The sequence below is a fragment of the Pseudomonas oryzagri genome, from assembly GCF_020831405.1.
GTDB lineage: Bacteria > Pseudomonadota > Gammaproteobacteria > Pseudomonadales > Pseudomonadaceae > Geopseudomonas > Geopseudomonas oryzagri.
Window position 1 is genome coordinate 95851 of the sequence record NZ_JAJHPU010000031.1, and the last position, 22908, is coordinate 118758.

Annotated in this window: 25 protein-coding genes and 1 pseudogene; 22 read left to right on the plus strand and 4 right to left on the minus strand. The window is 68.4% G+C overall.

The genetic code is table 11. The annotated features are described in order from the left end of the window. Window positions 1-7: 7 nt before the first annotated feature. From coaE to bfr, 20 genes and pseudogenes are all read left to right on the plus strand, one after another. Window positions 8-616, plus strand: coding sequence for a dephospho-CoA kinase (gene coaE, locus LMJ29_RS11040; RefSeq protein ID WP_229605567.1), 609 nt, complete (start codon window positions 8-10; stop codon window positions 614-616). Next, window positions 616-816: a DNA gyrase inhibitor YacG gene (yacG, locus tag LMJ29_RS11045; protein WP_229605568.1), complete on the plus strand. Its 201-nt coding sequence runs from the start codon at window positions 616-618 to the stop codon at window positions 814-816. Before coaE ends, yacG begins: the two co-directional genes overlap by 1 nt. Before the next feature lie 164 nt (window positions 817-980). Further along, window positions 981-1892, plus strand: coding sequence for a glutamate/aspartate ABC transporter substrate-binding protein (locus LMJ29_RS11050; RefSeq protein ID WP_229605569.1), 912 nt, complete (start codon window positions 981-983; stop codon window positions 1890-1892). 71 nt (window positions 1893-1963) lie between these two features. Then, window positions 1964-2710: an amino acid ABC transporter permease gene (locus LMJ29_RS11055; RefSeq protein ID WP_229605570.1), complete on the plus strand. Its 747-nt coding sequence runs from the start codon at window positions 1964-1966 to the stop codon at window positions 2708-2710. Then, window positions 2707-3375, plus strand: a complete 669-nt coding sequence (locus tag LMJ29_RS11060) for an amino acid ABC transporter permease (protein ID WP_229605571.1) — start codon at window positions 2707-2709, stop codon at window positions 3373-3375. The genes LMJ29_RS11055 and LMJ29_RS11060 overlap by 4 nt, the downstream gene beginning before the upstream one ends. Further along, window positions 3372-4106, plus strand: coding sequence for an amino acid ABC transporter ATP-binding protein (locus LMJ29_RS11065; RefSeq protein WP_229605572.1), 735 nt, complete (start codon window positions 3372-3374; stop codon window positions 4104-4106). The genes LMJ29_RS11060 and LMJ29_RS11065 overlap by 4 nt, the downstream gene beginning before the upstream one ends. Window positions 4107-4351: 245 nt before the next feature. Beyond that, complete coding sequence (locus LMJ29_RS11070; protein WP_229605573.1) at window positions 4352-5263, plus strand: glutamate/aspartate ABC transporter substrate-binding protein; 912 nt, start codon at window positions 4352-4354, stop codon at window positions 5261-5263. A 63-nt stretch (window positions 5264-5326) separates the two neighbouring features. After that, window positions 5327-6073, plus strand: coding sequence for an amino acid ABC transporter permease (locus tag LMJ29_RS11075; protein WP_229605574.1), 747 nt, complete (start codon window positions 5327-5329; stop codon window positions 6071-6073). Beyond that, window positions 6070-6738 (plus strand): amino acid ABC transporter permease, encoded by a 669-nt coding sequence (locus tag LMJ29_RS11080; RefSeq protein ID WP_229605575.1) that lies wholly within the window; start codon window positions 6070-6072, stop codon window positions 6736-6738. Before LMJ29_RS11075 ends, LMJ29_RS11080 begins: the two co-directional genes overlap by 4 nt. After that, complete coding sequence (locus tag LMJ29_RS11085; protein WP_229605576.1) at window positions 6735-7469, plus strand: amino acid ABC transporter ATP-binding protein; 735 nt, start codon at window positions 6735-6737, stop codon at window positions 7467-7469. The genes LMJ29_RS11080 and LMJ29_RS11085 overlap by 4 nt, the downstream gene beginning before the upstream one ends. A 238-nt stretch (window positions 7470-7707) precedes the next feature. After that, a complete protein-coding gene (locus LMJ29_RS11090) occupies window positions 7708-8793 on the plus strand; it encodes an asparaginase (protein WP_229605577.1) in 1086 nt (361 codons plus the stop codon). 58 nt (window positions 8794-8851) lie between these two features. Continuing rightward, the gene (locus tag LMJ29_RS11095) at window positions 8852-10750 is read left to right on the plus strand and encodes a sensor histidine kinase (RefSeq protein WP_229605578.1); all 1899 of its coding nucleotides are present in this window, start codon (window positions 8852-8854) and stop codon (window positions 10748-10750) included. Further along, a complete protein-coding gene (locus LMJ29_RS11100) occupies window positions 10743-12068 on the plus strand; it encodes a two-component response regulator AauR (RefSeq protein ID WP_264758851.1) in 1326 nt (441 codons plus the stop codon). Before LMJ29_RS11095 ends, LMJ29_RS11100 begins: the two co-directional genes overlap by 8 nt. A gap of 71 nt (window positions 12069-12139) precedes the next feature. Then, window positions 12140-12445: a MazG-like family protein gene (locus tag LMJ29_RS11105; protein ID WP_229605579.1), complete on the plus strand. Its 306-nt coding sequence runs from the start codon at window positions 12140-12142 to the stop codon at window positions 12443-12445. An 11-nt stretch (window positions 12446-12456) separates the two neighbouring features. Further along, the gene (locus tag LMJ29_RS11110) at window positions 12457-13218 is read left to right on the plus strand and encodes a methyltransferase domain-containing protein (protein ID WP_229605580.1); all 762 of its coding nucleotides are present in this window, start codon (window positions 12457-12459) and stop codon (window positions 13216-13218) included. A gap of 11 nt (window positions 13219-13229) precedes the next feature. Then, window positions 13230-13814 (plus strand): DUF4136 domain-containing protein, encoded by a 585-nt coding sequence (locus tag LMJ29_RS11115; RefSeq protein ID WP_229605581.1) that lies wholly within the window; start codon window positions 13230-13232, stop codon window positions 13812-13814. A gap of 65 nt (window positions 13815-13879) precedes the next feature. Further along, window positions 13880-14449, plus strand: a complete 570-nt coding sequence (locus tag LMJ29_RS11120; protein WP_229605582.1) for a DUF4136 domain-containing protein — start codon at window positions 13880-13882, stop codon at window positions 14447-14449. A 7-nt stretch (window positions 14450-14456) separates the two neighbouring features. After that, window positions 14457-14777: pseudogene (locus LMJ29_RS11125) on the plus strand (DsrE family protein); the annotation flags it as partial. Between the two features lie 255 nt (window positions 14778-15032). Then, window positions 15033-16316: an MFS transporter gene (locus tag LMJ29_RS11135; protein WP_229605583.1), complete on the plus strand. Its 1284-nt coding sequence runs from the start codon at window positions 15033-15035 to the stop codon at window positions 16314-16316. 95 nt (window positions 16317-16411) lie between these two features. After that, window positions 16412-16876: a bacterioferritin gene (gene bfr, locus LMJ29_RS11140; protein WP_229605584.1), complete on the plus strand. Its 465-nt coding sequence runs from the start codon at window positions 16412-16414 to the stop codon at window positions 16874-16876. A 59-nt stretch (window positions 16877-16935) separates the two neighbouring features. On the opposite strand, the gene LMJ29_RS11145 is transcribed toward bfr, so the two are convergent. Continuing rightward, a complete protein-coding gene (locus tag LMJ29_RS11145; protein ID WP_229605585.1) occupies window positions 16936-17334 on the minus strand; it encodes a VOC family protein in 399 nt (132 codons plus the stop codon). Window positions 17335-17494: 160 nt separating this feature from the next. Here LMJ29_RS11145 and LMJ29_RS11150 point away from each other — a divergent pair, with 160 nt between their 5' ends. Beyond that, entirely contained in the window at window positions 17495-18028 is a 534-nt protein-coding gene (locus tag LMJ29_RS11150; RefSeq protein ID WP_229605586.1) for a hemerythrin domain-containing protein, read from the plus strand. A gap of 21 nt (window positions 18029-18049) precedes the next feature. On the opposite strand, the gene LMJ29_RS11155 is transcribed toward LMJ29_RS11150, so the two are convergent. From LMJ29_RS11155 to LMJ29_RS11165, 3 genes are read right to left on the minus strand one after another with little or no spacing between them, the layout of a single operon-like run. Further along, window positions 18050-18712: a hypothetical protein gene (locus LMJ29_RS11155; protein WP_229605587.1), complete on the minus strand. Its 663-nt coding sequence runs from the start codon at window positions 18710-18712 to the stop codon at window positions 18050-18052. Between the two features lie 47 nt (window positions 18713-18759). Beyond that, window positions 18760-19716, minus strand: coding sequence for a homoserine kinase (locus tag LMJ29_RS11160; RefSeq protein WP_229605588.1), 957 nt, complete (start codon window positions 19714-19716; stop codon window positions 18760-18762). 28 nt (window positions 19717-19744) lie between these two features. Then, window positions 19745-20029 (minus strand): DUF2782 domain-containing protein, encoded by a 285-nt coding sequence (locus tag LMJ29_RS11165; RefSeq protein ID WP_229605589.1) that lies wholly within the window; start codon window positions 20027-20029, stop codon window positions 19745-19747. Window positions 20030-20106: 77 nt separating this feature from the next. Here LMJ29_RS11165 and polA point away from each other — a divergent pair, with 77 nt between their 5' ends. Next, window positions 20107-22905 carry a DNA polymerase I gene (gene polA / locus LMJ29_RS11170; protein ID WP_229605590.1) on the plus strand — a complete coding sequence of 933 codons (2799 nt, stop codon included), beginning with the start codon at window positions 20107-20109 and terminating at the stop codon, window positions 22903-22905. Window positions 22906-22908 lie beyond the last annotated feature (3 nt).

The following is a 22908-nucleotide window of genomic DNA, read 5'->3' on the forward strand; positions in this document are numbered from 1 at the left end:
CACCTCCATGAAACCCTGGATTCTCGGCCTCACCGGCGGCATCGGCAGCGGCAAGAGCGCCGCGGCCAGCCATTTCGCCAGCCTCGGCGTGCACCAGGTGGACGCCGACCAGGCGGCGCGCTGGGTGGTGGAGCCGGGGCGTCCGGCGCTGACCCATATCGTCGATCGTTTCGGCGCGCAGATCCTCAGGGACGACGGCGCTCTGGACCGCGCCGCGCTGCGCGCGCGAATCTTCCAGGCTCCCGATGAGCGCCAGTGGCTGGAGCAACTGCTGCATCCTCTGATCCGCGAGGAAATCCGCAACGCGCTCGAGGAGGCGCGCTCACCCTACGCCATTCTGGTCTCGCCGCTGTTGGTCGAGTCCGCGCCGCAACGGCAGATGGCCCAGCGCGTGCTGGTGGTGGATGCACCGGAGCAGCTGCAGATCGAGCGTACCCTGGCGCGCGACCGCGTGCCCGAAGAGCAGGTGCGCGCCATCCTGCAGGCCCAGGCCAGCCGCGAGGAGCGCCTGCGCCATGCCCACGACGTGCTGGTCAACGACCGCGACCTGGCCTGGCTGCAGCGCGAGGTCGAACGCCTGCACGACTACTACCTGACCCTCAAGGGAGGCCGCTGATGAAGAAGCCGCTTACCGTCGCCTGTCCGACCTGCGCCGCCCCGGTGGAGTGGACCGCCGACAATCCGTTCCGTCCGTTCTGCTGCGAGCGCTGCAAGCTGATCGACCTCGGTGCCTGGGCGGCCGAGGAACACGCGATTCCCGGTGACAATCTGGAAGACGAGCTGTTCAGCGGCGAGCTGGAGCGCCCTCGACATTGAGCGTGACCGACAGGCCTGGAGAAAAAGCTTCGCATAACCGGCAATCCGCCATGCCGCCCTCCACGCGGCGACTAGACTTGGCCTAAGCGCGATCGACCGGCCGTCGGATTGATGAGCCCCGGCGCATCGCCCTACCGCCAACTCGAGGAGTGGAGGATCCCCTCATGCGTCTTGCTTCCTGTCTCCTGGGCACCACCGTCGCCATCGCCCTGCTGTCCGGCCCGGCCTTTGCCGCCGAGGAACTCACCGGCACCCTGAAGAAGATCAAGGAGTCCGGCACCGTCACCCTCGGTCACCGCGACGCCTCCATCCCCTTCTCCTACCTGGCCACCGACCCGCGCCAGCCGATCGGCTACTCCCACGACCTGCAGCTCAAGGTGGTCGAAGCGCTCAAGCAGAAGCTCGGCATGCCCGACCTCAAGGTGCGCTACAACCTGGTCACCTCGCAGACCCGCATTCCCCTGGTGCAGAACGGCACCGTCGACCTCGAGTGCGGCTCGACCACCAACAACCTCGAGCGCCAGAAGCAGGTGGCCTTCTCGGTGGGCATCTTCGAGGTCGGCACCCGCCTGCTGACCAAGAAGACCTCCGGGGTGAAGGACTTCGCCGACCTGGCCGGCAAGAACGTGGTGACCACCGCCGGCACCACCTCCGAGCGCCTGCTCAAGGCGATGAACGCCGACAAGCAGATGGGCATGAACATCATCTCCGCCAAGGACCACGGCGAGTCGTTCCTGATGCTCGAGTCCGGTCGCGCGGTGGCCTTCATGATGGACGACGTGCTGCTCTACGGCGAAATGGTCAAGGCCAGAAAGCCCGACGACTGGACCGTGGTCGGCACCCCGCAGTCCTTCGAGATCTACGGCTGCATGCTGCGCAAGGACGACCCGGCCTTCAAGCAGGTGGTCGACGAGGCCATCACCGCCACCTACAAGTCCGGCGAGATCAACGCCATCTACGACAAGTGGTTCCTCCAGCCGGTACCGCCCAAGGGCCTCAACCTCAACTTCCCGATGAGCGAGCAGATCAAGAAGCTGATCGCCGAGCCCACCGACAAGTCCGCCGAGGAAATGTAGGTCGGCCGCCCGTGCGGGGCGCCTCCCCGCACGGGCGGATGCCTGAGCCACGCTGAAGAGAGAATGCCACCATGAACTACAACTGGGACTGGGGCGTGTTCTTCAAGTCCACCGGGATCGGCGACGAGATCTATCTGGACTGGTTCCTCGCCGGCCTGGGCTGGACCATCGCCCTGGCACTGAGCGCCTGGATCATCGCCCTGCTGCTCGGCTCTCTGCTCGGCGTGCTGCGCACCGTGCCGAACCGCTGGGCCTCCGGTATCGCCACCACCTACGTGGAAATCTTCCGTAACGTGCCGCTCTTGGTGCAGCTGTTCCTCTGGTACTTCCTGGTCCCCGACCTGCTGCCCGAACCGCTGGAGCTGTGGTTCAAGCAGGACCTCAATCCGGCCACCTCGGCCTACCTGAGCGTGGTGGTGTGCCTCGGTCTGTTCACCGCCGCGCGGGTCTGCGAGCAGGTGCGCACCGGCATCCAGGCCCTGCCCAAGGGCCAGGCCGCCGCGGCGCGCGCCATGGGCTTCACCCTGCCGCAGATCTACCGTTACGTGCTGCTGCCACAGGCCTTCCGCATCATCATTCCGCCGCTGACTTCCGAGTTCCTCAACATCTTCAAGAACTCTGCGGTGGCGTCCCTGATCGGCCTGATGGAATTGCTCGCGCAGACCAAGCAGACCGCCGAGTTCTCCGCCAACCTGTTCGAGGCCTTCACCCTGGCCACGCTGATCTACTTCGTGCTGAACATGAGCCTGATGCTGTTCATGCGCGGCGTGGAGAAGAAGGTGGCGGTGCCCGGCCTGATGTCCGTGGGAGGCAAGTGATGGACTTCAGCGCGATTCCCGCTGCCCTGCCGTCGCTATTGGAGGGCATGCTGCTGACCTTGCAGCTCTTGGTGTTCGGCGTCGCCGGCGGCGTGGCGCTCGGCACCGTGCTGGCGATGATGCGCCTGGCTCACGCCCCGTTGCTGTCCAACCTGGCCGGCCTGTACGTCAACTACTTCCGCTCCATCCCGCTGCTCCTGGTGATCACCTGGTTCTACTTCGCGGTGCCCTTCATCCTGCGCGGCATCACCGGCGAGGACACCCCGGTCGGCGCCTTCACCTCGTGCCTGGTGGCCTTCGTGATGTTCGAGGCGGCCTACTTCTGCGAAATCGTTCGCGCCGGCATCCAGTCGATTCCCAAGGGCCAGATGGCCGCCGCCCAGGCGCTGGGCATGACCTATGGCCAGTGCATGCGTCTGGTGATCCTGCCGCTGGCATTCCGCAAGATGACCCCGCTGCTCCTGCAGCAGAGCATCATCCTGTTCCAGGACACCTCGCTGGTGTACAGCGTCGGCCTGATGGACTTCCTCAACAGCGCCCGTTCGCGCGGCGACATCATCGGCCAGCCGCACGAATTCCTGATCTTCGCCGGCCTGGTGTACTTCGTCCTCAGCTTCTCCGCCTCCTTGCTGGTCAAGCGTCTGCAGAAGAGGTTAACCGTATGATCTCGATCAAGAGCGTCAGCAAGTGGTACGGCGACTTCCAGGTGCTCACCGACTGCAGCACCGAGGTCGACAAGGGCGAGGTGGTGGTGGTGTGCGGGCCGTCCGGGTCCGGCAAGTCGACCCTGATCAAGTGCGTCAACGCCCTGGAGCCGTTCCAGAAGGGCGACATCGTGGTCGACGGCACTTCGATCGCCGATCCGAAGACCGACCTGCCCAAGCTGCGCGCGCGGGTCGGCATGGTATTCCAGAGCTTCGAGCTGTTCCCCCATCTGTCGATCACCGAGAACCTGACCATCGCCCAGATCAAGGTGCTCGGCCGCGGCAAGGAGGAGGCCACCGACAAGGGCCTCAAGCTGCTCGAGCGGGTCGGCCTGCGCGACCAGGCGCTGAAATATCCCGGCCAGCTGTCCGGCGGCCAGCAGCAGCGCGTGGCGATCGCCCGCGCGCTGGCCATGGACCCGGTGGTGATGCTGTTCGACGAACCGACCTCGGCGCTCGATCCGGAGATGGTCCACGAGGTATTGGAGGTCATGGTCAAGCTCGCCCACGCCGGCATGACCATGATGTGCGTGACCCACGAGATGGGCTTCGCCCGTCAGGTCGCCAACCGGGTGATCTTCATGGACCAGGGACGGATAGTCGAGGACTGCACCAAGGACGAGTTCTTCGGCGACCTGTCGGCGCGCAGCGAGCGTGCCCGGCGCTTCCTCGACCTGGTTCTTCCGCACTGAGCGCTGCGGCGTCCGGTTTTCCGAACGCCGCGCCGCCGGTTATCCGGAGATCCGGATGCCGGCGCGCTTCGAGCGTCCTTACCTTGAAAATAAATCCTTTACTTTCAATTACTTATGATCATGACTCAGCACAGAAGAAGCTGGCCCGCATCCTGCAATCGACCTGTCAGTCGCGCCATCCGCCGCCCATCTGCGGATCGCCGCCATCGCGTCCACGCACATAACGACAAGTCGAGGAAACACTCATGCGTATCGCCTCCCGTTTGCTGAGCACCGCCGTCGCCATCGCCCTGCTGTCCGGCCCGGCCTTCGCCGCCGAGGAACTCACCGGCACCCTGAAGAAGATCAAGGAGTCCGGCACCGTCACCCTCGGTCACCGCGACGCCTCCATCCCCTTCTCCTACCTGGCCACCGACCCGCGCCAGCCGATCGGCTACTCCCACGACCTGCAGCTCAAGGTGGTCGAAGCGCTCAAGCAGAAGCTCGGCATGCCCGACCTCAAGGTGCGCTACAACCTGGTCACCTCGCAGACCCGCATTCCCCTGGTGCAGAACGGCACCGTCGATCTGGAGTGCGGCTCGACCACCAACAACCTCGAGCGCCAGAAGCAGGTGGCCTTCTCGGTGGGCATCTTCGAGGTCGGCACCCGCCTGCTGACCAAGAAGACCTCCGGCGTGAAGGACTTCGCCGATCTGGCCGGCAAGAACGTGGTGACCACCGCCGGCACCACCTCCGAGCGCCTGCTCAAGGCGATGAACGCCGACAAGCAGATGGGCATGAACATCATCTCGGCCAAGGACCACGGCGAGTCGTTCCTGATGCTCGAGTCCGGTCGCGCGGTGGCCTTCATGATGGACGACGTGCTGCTCTACGGCGAAATGGTCAAGGCCAGAAAGCCCGACGACTGGACCGTGGTCGGCACCCCGCAGTCCTTCGAGATCTACGGCTGCATGCTGCGCAAGGACGACCCGGCCTTCAAGCAGGTGGTCGACGAGGCCATCACCGCCACCTACAAGTCCGGCGAGATCAACGCCATCTACGACAAGTGGTTCCTCCAGCCGGTACCGCCCAAGGGCCTCAACCTCAACTTCCCGATGAGCGAGCAGATCAAGAAGCTGATCGCCGAGCCCACCGACAAGTCCGCCGAGCAGATCTAAGCGAAACGGGCGGCTGCCCGGCGGCCACCCGACCTTGCGTCAATCATCGAAGGGGAAACCCGCATGAACTACAACTGGGACTGGGGCATATTCTTCAAGTCCACCGGCATCGGCAGCGAGATCTACCTCGACTGGTTCGTCACCGGTTTCGGCTGGACCCTCGCCGTCGCCCTGGCGGCCTGGATAGTCGCCCTGGCGCTCGGCGCAGTGCTCGGCGTGCTGCGCACCGTGCCGAACCGCTGGGCCTCCGGTATCGCCACCACCTACGTGGAAATCTTCCGCAACGTGCCGCTCTTGGTGCAGCTGTTCCTCTGGTACTTCCTGGTTCCCGATCTGCTGCCCGAACCGCTGGAGCTGTGGTTCAAGCAGGACCTCAATCCGGCCACCTCGGCCTACCTGAGCGTGGTGGTGTGCCTCGGTCTGTTCACCGCCGCGCGGGTCTGCGAGCAGGTGCGCACCGGCATCCAGGCGCTGCCCAAGGGCCAGGCCGCCGCCGCTCGCGCCATGGGCTTCACCTTGCCGCAGATCTACCGCCACGTGCTGCTGCCGCAGGCCTTCCGCATCATCATCCCGCCGCTGACTTCCGAGTTCCTCAACATCTTCAAGAACTCTGCGGTGGCGTCCCTGATCGGCCTGATGGAATTGCTCGCGCAGACCAAGCAGACCGCCGAGTTCTCCGCCAACCTGTTCGAAGCCTTCACCCTGGCCACGCTGATCTACTTCGTGCTGAACATGGGCCTGATGCTGCTCATGCGCGGGGTCGAGAAGAAGGTGGCGGTGCCCGGCCTGATGTCCGTAGGAGGCAAATGATGGATTTCAGCGCAATCCTGCCGGCTATGCCCGGCCTCGCAGAGGGCATGCTGATGACCCTCAAGCTGATGGTGCTGGGTGTGTTGGGCGGCGTCGCCCTCGGCACTCTGCTGGCGCTCATGCGCCTGTCGCACAACCCCATGCTGGCCCGGCTGGCGGGGCTGTACGTCAACTACTTCCGCTCCATCCCGCTGCTCCTGGTGATCACCTGGTTCTACTTCGCGGTGCCCTTCCTGCTGCGTGCGATCACCGGCGAGGACACCCCGGTCGGCGCCTTCACCTCGTGCCTGGTGGCCTTCGTGATGTTCGAGGCGGCCTACTTCTGCGAGATCGTCCGCGCCGGCATCCAGGCCATTCCCAAGGGCCAGATGGGCGCCGCACAGGCGCTGGGCATGAGCTACGGTCAATGCATGCGTCTGGTGATCCTGCCGCAGGCGTTCCGCAAGATGACCCCGCTGCTCCTGCAGCAGAGCATCATCCTGTTCCAGGACACCTCGCTGGTCTACACCGTGGGTCTCATGGACTTCCTCAACAGCGCCCGTTCGCGCGGCGACATCATCGGCCAGCCGCACGAATTCCTGATCTTCGCCGGCCTGGTCTACTTCAGCGTCAGCTTCATCGCGTCCCAGCTGGTCAAACTCCTGCAGAAGAGGTTAGCCGTATGATTTCCATCCAGAACGTCAACAAGTGGTACGGCGACTTCCAGGTACTGACCGGCTGCAGCACCGAGGTCGACAAGGGTGAGGTGGTGGTGGTGTGCGGGCCGTCAGGCTCCGGCAAGTCGACCCTGATCAAGTGCGTCAACGCGCTGGAGCCGTTCCAGAAGGGCGACATCGTGGTGGCCGGCACCTCGATCGCCGACAAGGCCACGGACCTGCCCAAGCTGCGCTCGCGGGTCGGCATGGTGTTCCAGCACTTCGAGCTGTTCCCCCACCTGTCGATCACCGAAAACCTGACCATCGCGCAGACCAAGGTGCTCGGCCGCGGCAAGGACGAGGCCATCGACAAGGGCCTCAAGCTGCTCGACCGCGTCGGCCTCAAGGCCCACGCCCACAAGCATCCCGGCCAGCTGTCCGGCGGCCAGCAGCAGCGTGTGGCGATCGCCCGCGCGCTGGCCATGGACCCGGTGGTGATGCTGTTCGACGAACCGACCTCGGCGCTCGACCCGGAGATGGTCAACGAGGTGCTCGACGTCATGGTCGAGCTGGCCCAGGAGGGCATGACCATGATGTGCGTGACCCACGAGATGGGCTTCGCCCGCAAGGTCGCCGACCGGGTGATCTTCATGGACCGCGGGCAGATCGTCGAGGACTGCGCCAAGGACGAGTTCTTCGGCGACATCCACGCCCGCTCCGAGCGCGCCCAGCAGTTCCTCGCCAAGATCCTCCAGCACTGACCCCAACCCTCGCCCGTGCCTGGTGGCCTGTTTGGTTAGTTCAGTCAGTCAATTTCGGCGCCCATGGCCCCGATACTGCGTTGCCACTCCTCGCCATAGCTCTGCTATGACTCGTCGCGGCGCCTTGTCTCGGAACCATGGTCATCCGAACTTGAGTTAACCAACTAACCGCACAGGCCACTAGCACAGGCGAGTTTCTTCAGCGCACTACCCAGAAAAAGTACAAGAGAGGCAAGCCATGAAGAACCTGTTGCAGACCGTCGCCCCCAGCGTCCTCGCCCTGTGCCTGCTGTTGCCGCACGCGGCGCAGGCGGCCGATCCCGAACCGGCCGCCAAGGCCAACGTGGTGATCCTGGCCACCGGCGGCACCATCGCCGGCGCCGGTGCCAGCGCCGCGCAGAGCGCCACCTACCAGGCGTCGAAAGTCCCGGTCGAGCAGCTGATCGCCGGCGTGCCGGAACTCGCCAACCTCGCCAACGTGCGCGGCGAGCAGGTATTCCAGATCGCCTCGGAAAGCCTCACCAGCGAGCATCTGCTGCAGCTTGGCAAGCGGGTCGCCGAACTGGCCGACAGCGCGGACGTCGACGGCATCGTCATCACCCACGGCACCGACACCCTGGAGGAGACCGCCTACTTCCTCAACCTGGTCGAGCACACCGACAAGCCCATCGTGGTGGTCGGCTCGATGCGCCCGGGCACCGCCATGTCCGCCGACGGCATGCTCAACCTGTACGACGCCGTGGCCGTGGCCGGCAACAAGGAGGCGCGCGGCAAGGGCGTGCTGGTGACCATGAACGACGAGATCCACTCCGGCCGCGACGTCAGCAAGATGGTCAACATCAAGACCGAGGCGTTCAAGAGCCCGTGGGGGCCGCTGGGCATGGTGGTGGAAGGCAAGAGCTACTGGTTCCGCCAGCCGGTCAAGCGCCACACCCAGAACTCCGAGTTCGACATCCGGCAGATCTCCAGCCTGCCGCGGGTGGACATCGCCTACAGCTACAACAACGTCGACGACAGCAGCTACAAGGCCTTCACCCAAGCCGGCGCCAAGGCGATCATCCATGCCGGCACCGGCAACGGCTCGGTGCCCGCGGCCGTGGTGCCGGCGCTGCAGGGGCTGCGCAAGGACGGCCTGCTGATCGTCCGCTCCTCGCGCGTCAACCAGGGCGGCTTCGTCCTGCGCAACGCCGAACAGCCGGACGACAAGTACGACTGGGTGGTCGCCCACGACCTCAACCCGCAGAAGGCGCGCATCCTCACCGCGGTCGCGCTGACCAAGACCCAGGACAGCAAGGAGCTGCAGCGGATCTTCTGGGAATACTGATCCTCCGCGACCAGCCCGGCCGCCACGGCGCCGGGCTGGTCGCCCGCCGCCGACTGTGATGCAATCCCCCCATCTCCCCCCTCGCGCGCTGCCGCCCTCGCTGACCGTGAACCCGCGCCTGATCCCGCCCCTGCACGTGCCGCTGCTGGTCCTGCTGCTGATGCTCGGCTGCGGCCTGGTCGCCTACCAGCTCAGCGAGCGGGCTGGGCTGCGCGCGCTGGCCGACAACGGCGAGCGCCAGCTCGAACTGCACGCCGGCGCGCTGGAAAGCGCGATCAGCCTGCACGCCTACCTGCCCAGCCTGCTCGAACTGGAGGACAGTGTCGGCCTCCTGCTGCGCGAGCCCAGCGAGCCACACCGCGCCCAGGTCAACGCCTGGCTCGCCGGTCTCAACCAGCGCAGCGGCAGCCGCGTGGTCTATCTGATCGACCGCAGCGGCCGGGTGGTGGCGACCAGCAACTGGCGCGACGCCGACAGCTTCCAAGGCGACGACCTGTCGTTCCGCCCCTACTTCCAGGACGCCATGCAGGGCAAGCCGGGACGCTTCTACGGCCTTGACAGCATCACCGGCGAGCCCGGCTACTACCTGGCCCACGGCCTGCGCCAGGGCGGCGAGATCGTCGGCGTGGCGGTGGTGAAGATCCGCCTCGAAGCGCTCGAGAAGCGCTGGCAGCGCGCCCAGCTGCAGGCCTACGTCAGCGACGGCAACGGCATCGTCATCCTCTCCAGCGACCCGGCGCGGCGCTTCCGCTCGGTGCGCCCGCTCGACGACGCGCGGCGCGCCGCCCTGGCCACCAGCCTGCAGTACCACTGGACGCGCTTCGAGGAGCTGCAGCCGCTGAGCCGCCAGCGCCTGTCCGCCGACAGCGAGCTGCTCAGCCTGCCGGACCCCAGCGGCGGCCAGCCGGTCAGCTACCTGGCGCAGACCCACCGCCTCGCCGACCAGCCCTGGGACTTCACCCTGCTCTCGCCGGTGCGCGACGTGCGCCGCGCCGCCACCAGCCACGGCATGCTGGCCGCGGTGGCGGTCGCCCTGCTGGCCTTCCTGTTGATCGCCTGGAACGAGCGGCGCAAGGTGCTGGCCACCCGCCTGGCCGCGCGCGAGGCGCTGGAGCAGGCCAACAACCAGCTCGAGCGCAAGATCGCCGAGCGCACCGAGCACCTGCGCGCCAGCAACGAACACCTCAAGGCGCAGATCCGCGAACGCCGCCAGGCCGAGGAAAGCCTGCGCAAGACCCAGGACGACCTGATCCAGGCCGGCAAGCTGGCGGTGATCGGCCAGATGTCGACCTGCATCGCCCACGAACTCAACCAGCCGCTGGCCGCCCTGCGCACCCTGTCCGGCAACACCGTGCGCTTCCTCGCCCGCGGCGACAACGCCACCGCCAGCAGCAACCTGCAGACCATCAACGAGCTGGTCGATCACATGGGGCGCATCACCGCCAGCCTGCGCGCCTTCGCCAAGCGCGGCGGCGACGGCGGCCAGGCCGAGGTCGGCAAGGCGGTGGACGCCGCGCTGTTCCTCCTCCATCCGCGCCTGGAACGCACGCCGCTGACCCTGCACCGCGCCTGCGCCGACGCCCGTCTGGCCATCGACCAGACCCGCCTGGAGCAGATCCTGGTCAACCTGATCGTCAATGCCATCGACGCCCTGAGCGCGCAGAGCGATCGCCAGCTGTGGCTGGACGGCGCGTGCGAGGACGACCACTATCGGCTGACCGTGCGCGACAACGGCCCCGGCATCCCGCCGGCACTGCGCAAGCAGCTGTTCGAGCCGTTCTTCACCACCAAACCGGGCGAGCAGGGCCTGGGCCTCGGCCTGACCCTGTCGGCCAGCCTGGCCGCCGCCGCCCATGGCAGCCTCACCGCCCAGCACCCGGAGGACGGCGGCACGCTATTCGAGCTGCGCCTGCCGCTGCTGCCCTCCTCTCCTGCCGAGCCCCGCCGCGATGAATGAGCCCCTTACCGTCCTGATCGTCGAAGACGATCCCCACGTGCTGCTCGGCTGCCAGCAGGCGCTGGCCCTCGAGGACATCCCCAGCGAGGGCGTCGGCAGCGCCGAGGAGGCGCTGGCGCGGGTCGGCGCCGACTTCGCCGGCATCGTGATCAGCGACATCCGCCTGCCCGGCATGGACGGCCTGACCCTGCTCGCCGAGCTCAAGGCGCGCGACCGCAGCCTGCCGGTGGTGCTGATCACCGGCCACGGCGACATCTCCATGGCGGTCGGCGCGATGCGCGAGGGCGCCTATGACTTCATGGAGAAGCCGTTCTCCCCCGAGCGGCTGGTCGACGTCGCGCGTCGCGCCCTCGAGCAGCGCAGCCTGGCCCGCGAGGTGACCGCGCTGCGCCGCCAGCTGGCCGGCCGCCAAGCCCTGGAGGAGCGCCTGATCGGCCGCTCGCCGGCCATGGCCCAGCTGCGCGAGCTGATCGCCAACGTCGCCGACACCTCGGCCAACGTGCTGATCGAGGGCGAGACCGGCACCGGCAAGGAGCTGGTGGCGCGCTGCCTGCACGACTTCAGCCGGCGCCAGGAGCGGCCGTTCGTCGCCCTCAACTGCGGCGGCCTGCCGGAAAGCCTGTTCGAGAGCGAGATCTTCGGCCACGAGGCGCACGCCTTCACCGGCGCCGGCAAGCGGCGCATCGGCAAGATCGAGCACGCCAGCGGCGGCACCCTGTTCCTCGACGAGATCGAGAGCATGCCGGTCAACCTGCAGATCAAGCTGCTGCGCGTGCTGCAGGAGCACAGCCTGGAGCGGCTCGGCTCCAACCAGAGCATCGCCGTCGACTGCCGGGTGATCGCCGCCACCAAGGCCGACCTCGACGAACTGGGGCGCAGCGGCCAGTTCCGCAGCGACCTCTACTACCGCCTCAACGTGGTCACCCTCGAACTGCCGCCGCTGCGCGAACGGCGCGAGGACATCGTCCTGCTGTTCGAGCACTTCCTGCAGCAGTCCGCGCTGCGCTTCGACCGCCCGGCGCCGGAGCTGGACCGCCACACCCTCGCCGCCCTGCTGGCCCACGACTGGCCGGGCAACGTGCGCGAACTGCGCAACGTCGCCGAGCGCTTCGCCCTCGGCCTGCCGGCGTTCAAGAAGGGCGGCGCCTGCGCGGAAAGCGGCGGGCCGAATTTCGCCGAGGCGGTGGAGGCCTTCGAGAAGCGCCTGATCCATGATGCCCTCGAGCGCCACGGCGGCAATCTCAGCCAGGCCAGCCAGGCGCTCGGCATGGCCAAGACCACCCTGTTCGACAAGGTCAAGAAGTACCGTCTGCAATAGCGCACCGCCCCGCGCCGGACTTGCAGGCCGACCGGCGGCAGTCGAAGCTATGCTCCATTGAAGGAGCACCCATGAACATCGACGAACTGACCCGCCGCCTGCACGCCATCCGCGACCACAACGACTGGCGGCGTTTCCACAGCCCGAAGAACCTGGCCATGGCCGCCAGCGTGGAAATGGCCGAGCTGGTGGAAATCTTCCAGTGGTTGAACGAGGACGAGACGCGCGCCCTGCCCGCCGACAAGCTGGAACACGCCGGCCAGGAGATCGGCGACGTGGTGCTCTACCTGCTGCTGCTCTGCGGTGAGCTGGGCCTGGACCTGGAACAGGTGGTGCGCGCCAAGCTGGCCGACACCGAACGGCGCTACAAGCGATGAGCGGCGCCGACATGCACCTGCCCACCGACCGCCACTTCGACGAGCTGGCCACCCGCTTCGCCGAGAAGATCTACGGCGGCGCCAAGGGCGCCATCCGCCTCGCCGTGCTGCAGGCCGACCTCAAGGAGGCGCTGCCTGAGCGCCCGCTGCGCGTGCTCGACGTCGGCGCCGGCCTCGGCCATATGAGCCTGTGGCTGGCCGAACACGGCCACGCGGTGACCCTCGCCGAACCGGCCGCGCCGATGCTCGACGGCGCCCGCGCGCGCTTCGCCGAGGCCGGGCTCGCCGCCAGCTTCGTGCAGGCGCCGTGGCAGGAGCTGCTCGGCCAGTTCGAGCAGCCCTTCGACCTGGTGCTCTGCCACGCCGTGCTGGAGTGGCTGGCCGAGCCGTCGGCGATCCTGCCGGTGCTGCACCAGCTCACCGCGGCCGACGGCTGGCTGTCGCTGGCCTTCTACAACCGCGACGCGCTGATCTACCGCAACCTGCTCAAGGGCCACTTCCGCAAGCTGCGCAAGGAGCGCTTCGCCGGCGAGGGGCAGAGTCTCACCCCGCAGCGCCCGCTCGACCCGCGCGAGCTGGCCGGCCAGCTCGACGACTGGTTCGCCATCGAGCAGCAGAGCGGGGTGCGGGTGTTCCACGACTACATGCCCACCGAGTTCCAGGCCCGCGCCGAATTGACCGACCTGCTGGAGATGGAGCTGGCCCACCGCCGCCACCCGGCCTTCGCCGGACTCGGCCGCTACCTGCACTGGCTGTGCCGGCCGCGCCGCTGAGAACCGCCGCCATGCGCCGCCGACTGGTCCTGCTGCTGTTGGCTGCCCTCGCCGGCTGCCGCGCCAATCCCTACAGCGCCAGCCACCTGCCCTACCCGCCGACGCCCTCCGACTCTAAGGCGGCGGCCAAGGCCGACCCCGGCAGCTACCCGCCGGCACCGATCGATCTCGGCCGCTACCGCAACTGGCAGTGGGGCATGGCGATCGACGAGCCGCTGGCCGGCATCGTCAGCGCCGCCCTCGATCAGCGCGGCCTGCGCCCGGCCACCGAGGAGGCGCCGGCCACCCTGGAGCTGCGGGTGCTGCAGCGCACCAGCATCCACCAGCGGCAGATCTACGACGAGCCCGCCTACGGCGACGGCTTCGCGATCTACGACCGCCATGCCGGCTACTGGGGCACGACGCCGGTGCCGGTGGTGCGCATCGTCAGCTTCCCGGTGGAGGTGGTGCAGCTCGAACTGTTCGACATCCACAGCGGCGTGCGCGTGTGGACCGGCAGCGGCGAGGCGGTGCGCGCCGGCAGCGGCCCGGCCAGCGTGACCGACAGCCTGCGCCGCGCGGTGGCCGAGGCGCTGAGCAGCTTCCCGCCGCCTTGACCCCCGTCCCCGACGCGCCACACTGAAAGGACAGCCGGCCGACAACCGCCGGCGGGAGCTCCCTCATGTTGCGCCATCTGTACCTGATTGCCGCACTGCTCGCCCTGGCCGCCTGCCAGACCGTGCGCCTGGACAGCGACTTCGACCCTCACCGTGACTACGCCAGCCTGCAGAGCTGGGCCTGGCAGGAGCCGGCGGTCCGGTACAGCCCCGACGACCCGCGCTTGAGCAGCGACCTGACCGCCCAGCGCGTGCGCGAAGCGGTCGCCCAGCAGCTCGAGCAACGCGGCCTGCGCCAGGCCGCCGACCCGGCGGCGGCCGACTTCCACGTGCAGGCCTTCATGATCGTCGACCGCCGCCAGGAGCAGGTCGCCACCGCCTACGCCGGCGGCGGCTACTGGGGCCGTGGCTACTGGGGTGGCATGTGGGGCTATCCCTATACCGAGGTGCGCACCTACGACTACCAGGTTGGCACGCTGCAGCTCGATTTCATCGACCGCGACGGCCGGCTGATCTGGCGCGGCAGCGCGGAGCAGGTCCTGCGCCGCGGGCAGCGCTCGCCGGCCGAGCGCAGCAGCGAAATCCACGAGACGGTGGCGAAGATCCTCGCCCAGTATCCGCCCCGGGGGCGCTGAGCCGGCGATGGGCCGGCGCATCCTGATCCTAGTCACCAGCGGGGCGATGCGCTGCGCGGCGCCCTTCCAGATCGCAACCCTGCCCGCCTGCATGGACGCCGAGTGCCCCTGATTCTCACCGGCGAGGGCGTGCAACTGGCTCGCGAGGAGATCGCCGACACCCTGCGCGCCAGCGACGGCTGAGCCGCTGCGTCACTTCATCCGCCAGGCGAGCAGCGCCGGCGCGCGCCTGCTGATGGGCCGCGCCCCGGGCGTGCCGCTGCACGAGTACCGGCCGATCGGCGAGGTGAAAAGCAGCGCCAGCGGCGTCGAACTGGCGCAGCTGATCAACCGCGACTGCTACGGCGCCGGCTGGCTGGTGCGCCTGCGCCTGGACGACTGGCCGAGCGCGCGCCACGAGTTCCTCCCCGCCGCCGCGCTGGCGGTGTTCGCCGAGCCGATGCGCCTGGACGGCTTCGATCCGCAGGCCGCCGAGGGCAGATGCTCGGGCAGCCGTGAGCCGGGAAAGTCCCGCCCGTGGGCGACAGCCGCGCCCGTGGGCAGTAAGCTGTAGCGCCGACTCCCCCGGTTGCGGATCGTCTTCGTGAGTGCCTCCCCGTCCGCCGGCGCCCGCCGCTGGCCCCAAGCCGTGCGCGCGCTGCGCCACCGCAATTTCCGCCTGTACTTCGCCGGCCAGCTGGTGTCGATCCTCGGCAACTGGATCCAGCAGGTGGCGCTGGCCTGGCTGGTCTACCGGCTGACCGGCTCGAGCGCCCTGCTCGGCCTGACCAGCTTCCTCGCCCTCGCCCCGCAACTGCTGATCGGCCCGCTGGTCGGCGCCTGGATCGACCGCTGCGACAAGCATCGCCTGCTGCAGACGGTGCAGGCGCTGCTCGGCGTGCAGGCCACGGCGCTGGCCGCGCTGACCGCCCTCGGCTGGGCCACCCCGCACCTGCTGGTGGCGATGGCCACGCTGCTCGGTCTGCTCAACGCCGTCGAGACGCCAACCCGCCAGGCGCTGATGAGCCGCTTCATCGATAGCCGCGACGACCTGCCCAACGCCCTGGCGCTCAACGCCATGCTGGTCAACGGCTCGCGCTTCGTCGGCCCGCCGCTGGCCGGCCTGCTGCTCGGCATCAGCAGCGAGGCGTTCTGCTTCGCCCTGAATGCCGTCTCCTACCTGGCGCTGTTCGCCGGCCTGCGGCTGATGCGCATCGAGGCCGCGGAGCCGGCCCGCGGCTCGGTCGGCGCGGTGTTCCGCCAGGGCCTGGACTACATGCGCGGCGCGCCGGCGGTGCGCCGGCTGATGCTCAGCGTGGTGGTGCTGAACTTCTCGGCCTCCTGCTACGCGGTGCTGCTGCCGGTGTTCGCCAAGGACGTGTTCGCCGGCGACGCCACCACGCTCGGCTGGCTGTGGGGCGCGGCGGGCGGCGGCGCGCTGGCCGCCTCGCTGTTCCTCGCCAGCCGCCGCACCACCGACGGCCAGGAGCGCCTGATCCTGATCGCCTGCACACTCAGCGCCGGCGCGCTGCTGCTGTTCGCCAACAGCACCTGGCTGCCGCTGGCGCTCGCCGCGATGGTCCTGCTCGGCTTCGGCCTGAGCTGCGCCAACGTCGGCACCAACATCCTCCTGCAGAGCCTGGCGCCGGACGCCCTGCGCGGCCGCGTGGTGTCCTTCTACATCGCCTGCCGCTTCGGCTTCGAGGCGGTCGGCGGGCTGTGCGCCGGCCTGCTCGCCGCACGCTTCGGCGCCCCCGTCACCCTGGACGGCGCCGGCCTGCTGCTGCTCGCCTACTGCCTGTGGCTGCTGCCGCGCCAGCGCACGCTGGCGCCCGCGGCTGACGTTGCCGATGGCGGCGGCGCCGCGGGCGATGAAGCGCGCGGCTGAGCCGGGCCATTCTCCGCGCAGCGGCTATAGTGAATTGACCCCCCGCCGCGAGGGGGCGAACATAGGCTCCTTTACGTACTGCAGGACGCCCCGCCATGAAAGGTCAGACCGCCGTCATCGACTATCTGAAGACCCTGCTCAAGGGCGAGCTGGCCGCCCGCGACCAGTACTTCATCCACTCGCGCATGTATCAGGACTGGGGTTTCCACAAGCTCTACGAGCGCCTCAACCACGAGATGGTCGAGGAAACCGAGCACGCCGACGCCCTGCTGCAGCGCATCCTGTTCCTCGAAGGCACGCCCGACATGACCCCCGACGCCGTGCGGGTCGGCCAGACCGTGCCGGACATGCTGAAGACCGACCTGGCGGTGGAGTACGAGGTGCGCGAGGCGCTGGCCAAGGGCATCGCCCTGTGCGAGCAGCACAAGGACTACGTCACCCGCGGGATCCTCGAGAAGCAGCTGCACGATACCGAGGAAGACCACGCCTACTGGCTGGAGATCCAGCTCGGCCTGATCGACAAGATCGGCCTGCAGAACTACCTGCAGTCGCAGATGTAAGCCGTCCTTCCCTCCCCGCCAGGCGCCGCTGCCGACCCTGGCGGAGAACCCCTGCCGCGTCACTCGTAGTTGATCATCCAGCTCACCCCGAAGCGGTCGGTGAGCATGCCGAAGCTGCGCGCCCAGAAGGTCTTCTGCAGCGGCATGTCGACCTTGCCGCCCTCGCTCAGCGCAGTGAACCAGGCCTCGGCCTGCTCCGCCGTCGACGGCGCCAGCGACAGGGCGAAGCCGCCGAATGGCGTGCCGCCCGGACAGCCGTCGGAGGCCATCAGCGTGCTGTCGCCGATGCGCAGATTGGCATGCATCACCTTGTCGCCCCAGTCCGGCGGTACCGGCATCGGCTCCGGAGCTTCCTTGCAGCGCATCAGCAGAATGACCTCGGCGCCCAGCACCTGGGTGTAGAGCGCCAGCGCCTCCTCACAGTGGCCGGAGAAGAACAGGTAGGGTTCGACTTTCATGGCAACCTCCGAAAAGCGGCACTCGGCCGGGACAGAGGTAATGAAGTCTAGGTCGCCAGGCCGCCGCCGGCGGAGCCCGCTCATCGGCTGCCCGGGGCCCGCAGCTCGGCTGCCGCGTGGACTAGACTGGGGTAGAGCCCGCCAGCGCCACGGAGTCCCCATGAGTCAGGCCATCGCCGATCTACGCCACGAGCACGCAGCGATCCTTGCCGCTCTGCCGCTCCTCGAGCGCCTCGCCGCGCGGGCCGGCAGCAGCGCAGACGCCACCGATCTCGCCGCCTTGCTCGACTTCCTGCGCGACTTCGTCGACCGCTGCCATCACGGCAAGGAGGAGGACCTCCTGTTCCCGGCCATGGTCAAGGCGGGCCTCGCCGATCACGGTGGCTTCATCGACGAACTGCGCGCCGAGCACCTCCAGGGCCGCGAGCTGCTGCAGCGCCTGGTCGAGACCAGCGCGCCGCTGCAGGCCCACGCCTTCGCCGCGACCGCCGCGGCCTACAGCGCCCACCTGCGCGCGCATATCGACAAGGAGAACACCGCGCTGTTCTCGATGGCCGAGCGCCTGCTCGACAGCCCGGACATGGCGGCGCTGCAGCAGGCCTTCGCGGTCCATGAGGAGCGGGTCATCGGCCACGGCCGCCACGAACGGCTGCATGCCCTGCTAGAGCGGCTCGAGGCGACGTATCCCGCCTGAACCTCAGGGCGGGGTCGGCGGTCAGGTATAGCCCTGCTTCCAGCGCAGCGGGACGAAGCGGATCGGCGGCAGCGGCGGCTGATCCGGGGCGCTCAGTGCCTGCGACAGATCGACGGTGATGTCGTGCAGCTCGGGCGAGGGCACCGGCGTGGCGAAGTCGATCGATAGCAGATAGCGCCGCCCCACCTCCCCCAGCACGAACCCATCCTGCCGTGGCTGGTGCTCCCAGCGTCCAGCCTGCGTGGCCGCCTTGCCTTGCGCATCCCACTGTGCGAACTCGAAACCGGCACTGCCGGTGAAACGTCGGTTGGCGAAGCCGAGCACGGCCTGCTGCGGACGGAACACGAAGCCCGGCACGCGGGGCGTCACCGTGATGTAGACCCGCGTGCGGCCCGGCGTGCGGTTGTCGAAGTAGACCGGGCGCGGACTGACGTAGAGCGGCAGGACGAACAGGTAGAGGTGGGTATCGTAGGTGCGCAGCGAGTTGTCGAGGGTCACCGCCAGTTCGAGCCCGGACGCCACCAGGGGCGGCCTGCTGAACTCGGGCAACTCGGCCAACCCGCGCGTATCGGGCGGCGTGTCGCCCAGGTAGGCGAAGCTCTCCCAGCCGCCCCGAAAGCCCGCGCAACCGGCCAGGCCCAGGAGCAGCAGGAGACACAACGATACCGCCGGTCTTGTGCGCATCGGCCAGACTCCGTGCCGGTGGGTCAGCTCCAGGCCTGTCGACGAGGCTACAAGGCGAACGGCAGGCCCGGGATCGGCGTCCCCGGCTGGCGCGCCTGCAGCAGGCGGCGGTATTCCTCGGGATCCTTGATCAGCACGTCCTGGCCGGCGAAGGCCTCGGCGGCGATCAGGCGCGACAGCCAGAAGCGCACGCAGGCGATACGCAGCATGGCCGGCCACAGCTCGGCCTCGAGGGCGGTGAACGGCCGCAGCGCGGCATAGCCGGCGAGGAGGGCGTTGAGGCGGCGGGGGTCGAACTCGCCGCACGGTTCGCTGCACCAGTCGTTGGCGGCGATCGCCAGGTCGTAGAGCATCGGCCCCGAGCAGGCGTTGTAGAAGTCGATCACCCCGGAGAGGAAATTGCCGTCGAACAGCACGTTGTCGTGGAACAGATCGCCGTGCAGATTGGCCTGCGGCAGGTGGTCGAGGCGCGGACGCAGGTGGGCGATCTCTTCCAGGGCGGCCTTGAGCAGGCCACGCGCCTCGTCGTCCAGGCGCAGGGCCTGCAGCGGCCCCTCGGCGAGCATCCAGTCGAGGCCACGGTCGCTCGGCCGCTCGATCATCTCTGCGCGGGTGGCCAGGTGCAGACGCGCCAGCAGCTCGCCGACCGCCTGGCACTGGTGCGAGTTGGGCAGCGCAACGTGATGGCCGGAGAGCCGCGGCTGCAGCAGCGCCGGCAGCCCGGCCAGCTCGCCGAGCGCGCCGCCGTCGGTCGTGCGCACCGCGTAGGGCACCGGCAGGCCGGCCTCGTGCAGCACGTCGAGCAGGGCGATGAAGAACCCCATGTCCTCCCGCGGGCCGCGTTCGATCAGGGTCAGCACGTATTCGCCGCTTTCCAGGCTGACGAAGAAGTTGCTGTTTTCCGTACCGGCGGCGATGCCCTGGAACTCCAGCAGGCGCCCCAGCCCGTAGGGGGCGAGAAAGGCTTCCAGTTCGTGGCGTTCCAGCGGGGTGAAAACGGACATGGGGTCTCCTGTGGTGGGGATGGGCGGTTTACCAGCGGAAGATTTCCCACTGCGGGATCAGCATGTCCGGATTGTCCGAGCGGATGAAGTTGCTGTCGCCGTCGGCACGCACCAGGAAGTAGGGCTTGCCGATCTTGGGGGTCACCTTGATGGCGTAGAGGAAACCGTTGACGCGGTATTCCTGGATGGTCTTGTCGCCTTCCTGGCGGATGGTCACCTCCGGTTCGGCGCTCGGCGCCTCGTCCTGGGCGAAGGCAGCCAGCGGGGCCGCGACCAGCAGGCCGGCGAGCAACAGGCGGTTGAATGCGCGCATGGTGGTAACCTTATTCCTTTGCAGTTGTCGAGCCTGACATCTTACTCCGGTCGCATCGCCCAAGAGTCGATTTCCCTATGAGTCTAGCCCCTCTCGTCCTGGTGGACGGTTCCTCCTACCTGTACCGCGCCTTCCATGCGCTGCCGCCGCTGCACACCTCCGCCGGCCTGCCCACCGGTGCGGTGAAGGGCGTGCTGAACATGCTGCTGAGCCTGCGCCGCCAGTATCCGGACAGCCCCTTCGCCGTGGTGTTCGACGCCAAGGGACCGACCTTCCGCGACGAGCTGTTCGAGCACTACAAGTCGCACCGTCCGCCGATGCCGGACGATCTGCGCGTGCAGGTCGAGCCGTTGCACGCCTGCGTGCGCGCCCTCGGCCTGCCGTTGTTGTGCATGGAGGGAGTGGAGGCCGACGACGTGATCGGCACCCTGGCGCGCTCGAGCGCCGCGGCCGCGCGCCCGGTAGTGATCTCCACCGGCGACAAGGACATGGCCCAGTTGGTCGACGGCCACATTACGCTGGTCAACACCATGACCGGAAGCGTGCTGGACTGCGATGGCGTAAAAGAGAAATTCGGCGTCGGTCCTGAGCTGATCATCGACTTCCTGGCGCTGATGGGCGACAAGGTCGACAACATCCCCGGCGTGCCCGGGGTCGGCGAGAAGACCGCGCTGGGCCTGCTGCAGGGCCTGGGTGGCGGCCTCGACGTGATCTACGCCAACCTCGAGCAGGTGGCCGGGCTGCCGATCCGCGGCGCCAAATCGCTGGCCGCCAAGCTCGCCGAACACCGCGAGATGGCCTACCTGTCCTATCAGCTGGCCACCATCAAGACCGACGTGACGCTGCAGATCGCCCTCGACGACCTGCACCCGGTCGCCGCCGACCGCGCGGCGCTGATCGAGCTGTACCGCGAGCTGGAGTTCAAGAGCTGGCTCGACGGCCTGCTGCGCGAAGCCAAGCCGGCCGGCGCTTCGCCGGCGGGCGGCCCTGCGGCAGGCGAACCGGCCCCGGCCGCACCTGCCGCTGCCGGCGAAGCGAGCCCCGCAGAAACCGCCGACGCGCCGCCAACGCGCTACGAGACGGTGCTCGAGCAGGCGCAGTTCGACGCCTGGCTGGAGAAGCTCCAGGCGGCGGAGCTGATCGCCTTCGACACCGAGACCACCAGCCTCGACGCCCAGCAGGCCGAGCTGGTCGGTCTGTCCTTCGCGGTCAGTCCGTTTGAAGCCGCCTACCTGCCGCTGGCGCACAACTACATGGGCGTGCCCGAGCAGCTCGACCGCGACGCGGTGCTGGCCGCGCTCAAGCCGCTGCTGGAAGACCCGGCCAAGGCCAAGGTCGGCCAGCACGCCAAGTACGACATGAACGTGCTCGCCCACTACGGCATCACCGTGCGTGGCGTGGCCTTCGACACCATGCTGGAGTCCTACGTGCTGGACTCCACGGCGACCCGCCACGACATGGACAGCCTGGCGCTCAAGTACCTCGGCCACTCGACCATCCGCTTCGAGGACATCGCCGGCAAGGGCGCCAAGCAGTTGACCTTCGACCAGATCGCCCTCGAGCAGGCCGGCCCCTACGCCGCCGAGGACGCCGACGTGACCCTGCGTCTGCACCAGACCCTGTGGGGCAAGCTGGAGAGCGTGCCATCGCTGGCCTGCGTGCTGACCGACATCGAGATGCCGCTGGTGCCGGTGCTGGCGCGCATCGAGCGCCACGGCGCGCTGGTCGACGCCCGCCTGCTCGGCCTGCAGAGCGTCGAACTCGGCGAGAAGATGCAGCAGCTCGAGCGCGCCGCCTTCGAGCTGGCCGGCGAGGAGTTCAACCTTTCCTCGCCCAAGCAGCTCGGCACCATCCTCTACGACAAGCTCGGCCTGCCGGTGCTGTCGAAGACCGCCAAGGGCCAGGCCTCCACCGCGGAAGGCGTACTCGCCGAACTGGCCGAGCAGGGCTACGCGCTGCCGCAGGTGCTGATGGACTACCGCAGCGTCAGCAAGCTCAAGAGCACCTACACCGACAAGCTGCCCGAGCAGATCAACCCGCGCACCGGACGCATCCACACCAGCTACCACCAGGCGGTGGCCGCCACCGGCCGGCTGTCCTCCTCCAACCCCAACCTGCAGAACATTCCGATCCGCACCGCCGAGGGACGGCGTATTCGCCAGGCCTTCGTCGCTCCCAAGGGCTACAAGCTGGTGGCCGCCGACTACTCGCAGATCGAGCTGCGCATCATGGCCCACCTGGCCCAGGACGAAGGCCTGCTCGACGCCTTCCGCCACGATCGCGACGTGCACCGCGCCACCGCCGCCGAGGTGTTCGGCGTCGAGCTGGAGCAGGTGAGCGCCGAGCAGCGGCGGCGCGCCAAGGCGATCAACTTCGGCCTGATCTACGGCATGAGCGCCTTCGGCCTGGCCAAGCAGGTCGGCGTCGACCGCAAGGAGGCGCAGGCCTACATCGATCGCTACTTCGCCCACTATCCCGGCGTGCTGGCCTACATGGAGCGCACCCGCGAGCAGGCCGCCGCCCAGGGCTTCGTCGAGACCCTGTTCGGCCGCCGCCTGTACCTGCCGGAGATCCAGGCGCAAAACGGGGCGATGCGCAAAGCCGCCGAGCGCACGGCGATCAACGCGCCGATGCAGGGCACCGCGGCGGACATCATCAAGCGCGCCATGGTGGCGGTGGACGCCTGGCTGCAGGAGGCGGGGCTGGACGCGCGGATGATCCTCCAGGTGCACGACGAACTGGTGCTGGAGGTGCGCGAGGACCAGGTGGAGGCGCTCAAGGCCGGCCTGCTGCCGCACATGAGCGGCGCCGCCGCGCTGGACGTGCCGCTGCTGGTGGAGGTCGGGGTAGGCGACAACTGGGACGAGGCGCACTGAGAG

What these genes read in the sequence shown, in the direction of transcription:
- LMJ29_RS11090 (WP_229605577.1), top strand. Translation starts at nt 7,708, where the DNA reads ATGAAGAACCTGTTGCAGACCGTCGCCCCCAGCGTCCTCGCCCTGTGC.
- LMJ29_RS11100 (WP_264758851.1), top strand. Translation starts at nt 10,743, where the DNA reads ATGAATGAGCCCCTTACCGTCCTGATCGTCGAAGACGATCCCCACGTG.
- LMJ29_RS11110 (WP_229605580.1), top strand. Translation starts at nt 12,457, where the DNA reads ATGCACCTGCCCACCGACCGCCACTTCGACGAGCTGGCCACCCGCTTC.
- bfr (WP_229605584.1), top strand. Translation starts at nt 16,412, where the DNA reads ATGAAAGGTCAGACCGCCGTCATCGACTATCTGAAGACCCTGCTCAAG.
- LMJ29_RS11105 (WP_229605579.1), top strand. Translation starts at nt 12,140, where the DNA reads ATGAACATCGACGAACTGACCCGCCGCCTGCACGCCATCCGCGACCAC.
- LMJ29_RS11115 (WP_229605581.1), top strand. Translation starts at nt 13,230, where the DNA reads ATGCGCCGCCGACTGGTCCTGCTGCTGTTGGCTGCCCTCGCCGGCTGC.
- LMJ29_RS11085 (WP_229605576.1), top strand. Translation starts at nt 6,735, where the DNA reads ATGATTTCCATCCAGAACGTCAACAAGTGGTACGGCGACTTCCAGGTA.
- LMJ29_RS11080 (WP_229605575.1), top strand. Translation starts at nt 6,070, where the DNA reads ATGATGGATTTCAGCGCAATCCTGCCGGCTATGCCCGGCCTCGCAGAG.
- LMJ29_RS11065 (WP_229605572.1), top strand. Translation starts at nt 3,372, where the DNA reads ATGATCTCGATCAAGAGCGTCAGCAAGTGGTACGGCGACTTCCAGGTG.
- LMJ29_RS11075 (WP_229605574.1), top strand. Translation starts at nt 5,327, where the DNA reads ATGAACTACAACTGGGACTGGGGCATATTCTTCAAGTCCACCGGCATC.
- LMJ29_RS11155 (WP_229605587.1), bottom strand. Translation starts at nt 18,712, where the DNA reads ATGCGCACAAGACCGGCGGTATCGTTGTGTCTCCTGCTGCTCCTGGGC.
- yacG (WP_229605568.1), top strand. Translation starts at nt 616, where the DNA reads ATGAAGAAGCCGCTTACCGTCGCCTGTCCGACCTGCGCCGCCCCGGTG.
- LMJ29_RS11055 (WP_229605570.1), top strand. Translation starts at nt 1,964, where the DNA reads ATGAACTACAACTGGGACTGGGGCGTGTTCTTCAAGTCCACCGGGATC.
- LMJ29_RS11070 (WP_229605573.1), top strand. Translation starts at nt 4,352, where the DNA reads ATGCGTATCGCCTCCCGTTTGCTGAGCACCGCCGTCGCCATCGCCCTG.
- LMJ29_RS11120 (WP_229605582.1), top strand. Translation starts at nt 13,880, where the DNA reads ATGTTGCGCCATCTGTACCTGATTGCCGCACTGCTCGCCCTGGCCGCC.
- LMJ29_RS11160 (WP_229605588.1), bottom strand. Translation starts at nt 19,716, where the DNA reads ATGTCCGTTTTCACCCCGCTGGAACGCCACGAACTGGAAGCCTTTCTC.
- polA (WP_229605590.1), top strand. Translation starts at nt 20,107, where the DNA reads ATGAGTCTAGCCCCTCTCGTCCTGGTGGACGGTTCCTCCTACCTGTAC.
- LMJ29_RS11050 (WP_229605569.1), top strand. Translation starts at nt 981, where the DNA reads ATGCGTCTTGCTTCCTGTCTCCTGGGCACCACCGTCGCCATCGCCCTG.
- LMJ29_RS11145 (WP_229605585.1), bottom strand. Translation starts at nt 17,334, where the DNA reads ATGAAAGTCGAACCCTACCTGTTCTTCTCCGGCCACTGTGAGGAGGCG.
- LMJ29_RS11165 (WP_229605589.1), bottom strand. Translation starts at nt 20,029, where the DNA reads ATGCGCGCATTCAACCGCCTGTTGCTCGCCGGCCTGCTGGTCGCGGCC.
- LMJ29_RS11095 (WP_229605578.1), top strand. Translation starts at nt 8,852, where the DNA reads ATGCAATCCCCCCATCTCCCCCCTCGCGCGCTGCCGCCCTCGCTGACC.
- LMJ29_RS11150 (WP_229605586.1), top strand. Translation starts at nt 17,495, where the DNA reads ATGAGTCAGGCCATCGCCGATCTACGCCACGAGCACGCAGCGATCCTT.
- coaE (WP_229605567.1), top strand. Translation starts at nt 8, where the DNA reads ATGAAACCCTGGATTCTCGGCCTCACCGGCGGCATCGGCAGCGGCAAG.